This is a genomic window from Mesorhizobium sp. M0106, from assembly GCF_040322715.1.
Taxonomy (GTDB): Bacteria; Pseudomonadota; Alphaproteobacteria; order Rhizobiales; family Rhizobiaceae; genus Mesorhizobium.
Genome location: NZ_JAMYUA010000095.1, coordinates 1 through 5,417 on the forward strand (window position 1 = coordinate 1; position 5,417 = coordinate 5,417).

2 protein-coding genes and 1 pseudogene are annotated in these 5,417 nt (G+C 60.8%); 1 reads left to right on the forward strand and 2 read right to left on the reverse strand.

The genetic code is table 11. The annotated features are described in order from the left end of the window. Positions 1 to 3,403 (reverse strand): amino acid adenylation domain-containing protein (locus tag NKJ55_RS34950; RefSeq protein ID WP_352453862.1); only part of this gene is annotated, 3,403 nt, incomplete at its 3' end. A gap of 145 nt (positions 3,404 to 3,548) precedes the next feature. Continuing rightward, positions 3,549 to 4,346: an aminotransferase-like domain-containing protein gene (locus NKJ55_RS34955; RefSeq protein WP_352453863.1), complete on the reverse strand. Its 798-nt coding sequence runs from the start codon at positions 4,344 to 4,346 to the stop codon at positions 3,549 to 3,551. 200 nt (positions 4,347 to 4,546) lie between these two features. Here NKJ55_RS34955 and NKJ55_RS34960 point away from each other — a divergent pair. Continuing rightward, a pseudogene (locus NKJ55_RS34960) lies at positions 4,547 to 5,054 on the forward strand (integrase); the annotation flags it as partial. Between the last annotated feature and the right edge of the window lie 363 nt (positions 5,055 to 5,417).

Below are 5,417 nucleotides of genomic sequence, written 5' to 3' on the forward strand. Positions count from 1 at the left end.
CGAACAGGGTGCGCACCTCCACCCCGAGCGACAGCCGCCGCAGCCGCTCCATCAGTTGCACCGCCAAGAGCGAGTGGCCGCCGAGTTCGAAAAAGTGGTCATGGCGTCCGACCCGCTCGACCCCGAGAAGCTCCGTCCAGATCTGCGCCAGAGCCGTCTCGATCTCGCCTTGGGGCGCCTCGTAGGCTGCCCGCGCATAGGCGTCGTCGTCGGGAACAGGCAGCGCCTTGCGGTCAAGCTTGCCGTTGGCCGTCAGCGGCAGCGCCGCCAGCCGCACGAACGCCGACGGCACCATGTAGTCCGGCAACCGCGCGCCAAGATGCGCGCGCAAGCCGCCGGCAAGCGCGCTTCCATCCCCGTCGTCCGATGCTGCCTCGGGGCCACACACCACATAGGCGACAAGCTGCCTGTCGCCGGCGCGGTCCTCGCGCGCCACCACCACCGCCTCGCGCACCCATTCATGCTCGATCAGCCGTGCGGCGACCTCGCCCGGCTCGATGCGGAAGCCGCGGATCTTCACCTGGTCGTCATTGCGGCCAAGGAACTCCAGATTGCCGTCCGGCAGGTAGCGCGCAAGGTCGCCGGTCCGATAGAGACGGTCGCCTTCCACAAAGGGGCTAGCGATGAACCGCTCCGCCGTCAGCTCGGCGCGGTTCAGGTAGCCGCGCGCCACCCCTGCCCCGCCGACATAAAGCTCGCCAACCGCCCCGAACGGCACCGGGGCGCCATGACAGTCCAGTAGATAGACCGTCGAATTGCGAATTGGTCGGCCCAGCGGAATCCGTTGCCGACCGTCGGAACCAGCAGGTACCGGATAGCAGAGACTGAAGGTCGTATTCTCTGTCGGGCCGTAGCCATTTGAGATCCGCAGTGTCGGATGTCGCTTCTGGCATGCTTTTACGGAAGCGGCGGAGACCTCTTCGCCCCCGACCAGCAGTTGCTGTAGCCGATCGGTACTCCGCCCCTCTCCGACATAGACGTCGAACAATCGGGCAGTCATCCAGGCGACGGTGACGCCTCGGTCCTGGATGATCTGGGCCAGCGTTGCGGTCGAGAGGTGACGTTCGGGATGGAGCACAACGCTGGCGCCATTCGCCAAGGCTCCCCAGATCTCGAACGTGGTCGCGTCGAATGTGGGCGAGGATGCATTGAGAAAGACGTCGTGCGGGGAGATCTCAACGAAATCGTTCCCAGCCGCCAAACGCACCACTCCCCGATGCTCGACCATGACGCCCTTTGGGGTTCCGGTGGAGCCTGAGGTGTAGATGACATAGGCGAGATGGCGGGATGTGAGGCCAAGGGCGCGCGGGTCGGGGTCGCAAGCCGGCAGCCCGGCCCAGGCTGGGGTGGCCGTATCCAGTTCGACCACGCTCACATCGGCCAGCGCCTCGGTGCCCAGTGCTGCGCGGCCGGCCGCATCGCAAAGCAGCAGCCGCGGCGCGGCTTCGCCGACAACCTGCCGCAGCCGCGCGCAGGGATAGGCCGGGTCGAGCGGCAGATAGGCGCCGCCCGCCTTCAGGATCGCCAGAAGCCCCACCACCATGGCCGGGCTGCGTTCCAGGCAGATCGCCACCGGCTGATCCGGCCTGACCCCGAGCCCGATCAGATGATGCGCCAGCCGGTTGGCCTGGGCGTTGAGCTCGCCATAGCTCAGGCGCTCGTCCTCGCAGACCACCGCCACCGCCTCCGGCGCCTGGCGCACCTGCTCCTCGAACAGCTCATGGATGCAGCGCTCCGAAGGATAGGCCGCCGCCGTCCGGTTCAGCTCCTCCAGCAGATAGCTGCGCTCGGCGGCCGGCAGGATGTCGAGCTCCCGCACCGGCTGCCCGGCGTCGGCCAGCACACCGCACAGCAAAGCTTGCAAATGCTGTGTCATGCGCTCGACCTGCTCCGGAGCCAATCGACTGGCGTCATAGTGCCAGCGAAAGCTACCATCCAGAGCGCAAACCTCAAACGTCAGCAACTCACCCGGCAAGGCTGCCTCGCACACCTTCGAGGCTGAGGGAACAACGCCAGCACTATCTTCTGCCGCAATCGCAATTCCAACCGGCCAGGGCCGTTGCGATCGTAGCGCCTCCACCCCCTTTAATGGCGGGCAGCGCCCGATAAGATCGCGCGCAAAGCTGTCCTGCTCCCTCAGTTGAGCAAATTCGGCCGCCACCGCTTTGCGTACTTCTTTGAAGTTATCGGCAAGGTCGATGGTGACTTCCATCGGCACGGCAGAAGCGATAACGGCCTCCACTGTTTGGACGCCGGCTCGCGAGGCTGTCGGCGCCGGCCTCCATCCCAGCTGAAGCTCTGCCTGGCCTGTGACGCGGGCCAGATAGATCAGCCAAGCCGTGACCAAGTATTCCACTCGATCAATGGCCGACAGCTCGGCCAAGACCCCTGGACTTAGCCACGAACTCGACTGCCATCTCGCCGGAGCTTCGATTGTGCCGGACGATAGGAAAGGCGGCTGCACTATTTTAAACTGCTCAAGCCGCTGCCGCCAGAAGTCCTCTGAAGGCGCTATCTCCTCATGTATCGCAGTTAGGCGTCGCACCTGATCTTCGCTCAAGACAGGAAGGGCCTCGCCTTCATCCAGATTGCAGCGGCTGGCGAGTGCTCGCGCCTCCAGAGACTGACCGTCCAAGCTGCCAAACCAGACGTCGACATCATGTGTACCCGTCGCCACACGCCAATGGCTCGGATGGATTTCAAGCAGGCGACCTGCCGCAAAGCCGGAGCGGCGAGGCAGCACCTCCAAGCGCCTGACGGCGACAACCTCTTCCCCTACGAGGGCCTTGCACAGACACAATGGATTGGGATGATACAGCCCAAAATCCAAGGCCCGCGTCATCGCTGACAGATCTTGCGCGGATCGCTCCCAACGCAGAATACCTGCCGCATCGGGACGCCGATGTCTGGGAAAGTAGCTTCTGTCTTCTAGTGCCTGCGGACGGGTACTGAGCTTGCCCCCCGCTATACCAATTAAAAGCTCGCGGAAGCTCTCGACAGCGGCTTCATAACATTTGAGGTTCAGGGTCAGTGCCGTATCAGCGGGCGTCACCAACAATTGGCGCTGAACCGCCACCTCACCCGTATCAACACCGTCAGCGATACGATGCCACGTGACGGCATGCTCGGTCTCTTGCGCCAGCAGAGCCCAAGACGTCGCGTGAGTTCCTGCATATCGCGGCAATGGACCGTCGTGGTAATTGAAAGCACCTCGACGCACTCGCCCAAACACATCCGGTGGCAATATGAACGGATTAGCAACAGAAAAAAGCCATTGCACCGGTTCGGTGTTTAGGAAAGTCGAGAGCTCTTCAACAGTTGCAACGCACAAGATGTTGGCGCCAGTCGCCCACGCTGCGAATATGGCGTCACAACACAGGGCCGCACCAATAACGTGGCCCATCTCCATCGCCAGCTGAACGCACCTGATAGCAAGTGTACCACTGCCAACAAAGACGCTGGAAGAGATCGATCGGGCTGCAGGTTGCCCATCCCTATTGCCTGGTTTGCAACCGTCTGCGCGCTCCGCAAGAGACCAATGTGCCATCTTACCCCAATCCACGCCACAGATCCGGCAAGTCCCGCCCCATGCGCCGCGCCACATAGCGGCCCAAACCTGTCACACCGGTTCGGATTTGCTCGGGGGTAGCCGCGCTGAACGCTAACCGAATCCGGCAGTCTTGAGAGTTATCCGACGCAAAGAACGACAGCGGCATAACAATGTCATTGTCACGCATTGCACACTCGGTCGCGCTCTCCGAGCCGAATCTGAAACGACGAGCAAGAGTTAGAAAGAAGCCGCCAGCGGGTCGATTCCACTCAATCTGATCCGAGAAAGGCGAAAACATACTGTCCAGCCGATACAGCATGACGTCGCGATTTGCGCGATACCAATGAAGCGCCGGCCGAATCCAGTCGCGGAGGCTTGCCCCCTGCTCTATCAAGAGCCCCGCCACGATCGCTTGTGTAATCTGGCTTGTATTGAGGCTAACGAAACTCTTGCGCTGGACCAGCCCTGCGATCCTGGCTCTGTGCCTTGGCAAAGCACAAAGCACATCCCGTCGCGAACCACGTCCGCACGTCACTCCAGTCTTCTTACCTTTAATCCGCAAACGACGTCTGAGCGTAAATCCAAGGACATCTTGAAAAAAAGAGATGTCCAATTTATGAACCGCCAAAGCAATGTGATCAATGCCACGTGGATTAGCATGGCGACTAACCGCGACGGCGCCTTGCAGAACACCATTAATCGGTGGGTTCGCAGGATCATTCACTTGAGGCTCCTTCAGAGGTCGCAATAAATCCAAAATCGCTTGCTTCCTAATGACATGAGTAACTTCGAGCATCCGCCGCCAATCCGTTTGGAGCGATCATCGGAGGATCTTCTGCTCAATCTGTTTGGCGCAAATAATGAGCCAAATAGAAAGTCGGTCATGGCGCTACGGCTGCTATGTCGGATATCAGACATTGTCGAATTTCAGACGACAACAGGCCAACGGCGCTGCACCCTTATTCACTCTGAAAAGGTTCTCGCCGGCCTGGGACGCCTGATCCACAGGCTGTCGGCCTCTACATCACGGCCCTCGCATCCGGCACGGCCTCTGGGGGCAAAAAATCCGTCTCGACCATCGAGCGCTGTCTTTCTTCCCTGACCTGAAATTATGCGCAGCGCGGCCAGCCTCTCGACCGCAAGGACCGGCACATCGCCGCCGTGCTCACCGGTATCCGCAACACCCACGCCTCGCCTCCCCTACAGAAAGAAGCAATTCTGCCCGAGGTTCTGATTGCCATGCTGCAGACGCTCGACCGTGGCACTTTGCGCGGCTTGCGTGATCGCGCCATGCTCTTCCTTGGGTTTGCCGGCGGCCTGCGCCGCTGGAGATCGTCGGGCTCGACGTTGCCAAGGATCAGACGGAGGATGGCCGCGGCTGGGTCGAGATTTTCGACAATCGTATTTTCGTGACGTTGCGCGGCAAGACCGGTTGGCGCGAGTCGAGATCGGTCGTGGCTCATCGTACGCCACCTGCCCGGTGGTCGCCCTGCAGATATGGCTGTGAACGAGGCACTCGCCCAGTGGGTGAGAAGGAAATAAAAAAGGTTCAAGCACCGAAAAACTGCTGCGACATACTGGCTTGGAAGGCTCGCTAAGCGCGATCCGGACATCCTGTATTTGTGGAAGATAGGTGTCCGACCAACGGCTGGAAAATAGAAGCCGGATGACGTGAGAGTGTCATGTCCGGTTTCGTGAGCGCGGAGAGGTGAAATTCTCTCCGCTACTCGACTGCCCCGTTTTGTCCGCTGGGATGAGGCGGTCAGATCTCAGGCGATAACAATACCTCATCGAGCACAGCGAGCGCTGTATCCAGACTATCGGCGGCCGACGCTTCGTAGTCAGGCATGATCATCAACTGCGTTAT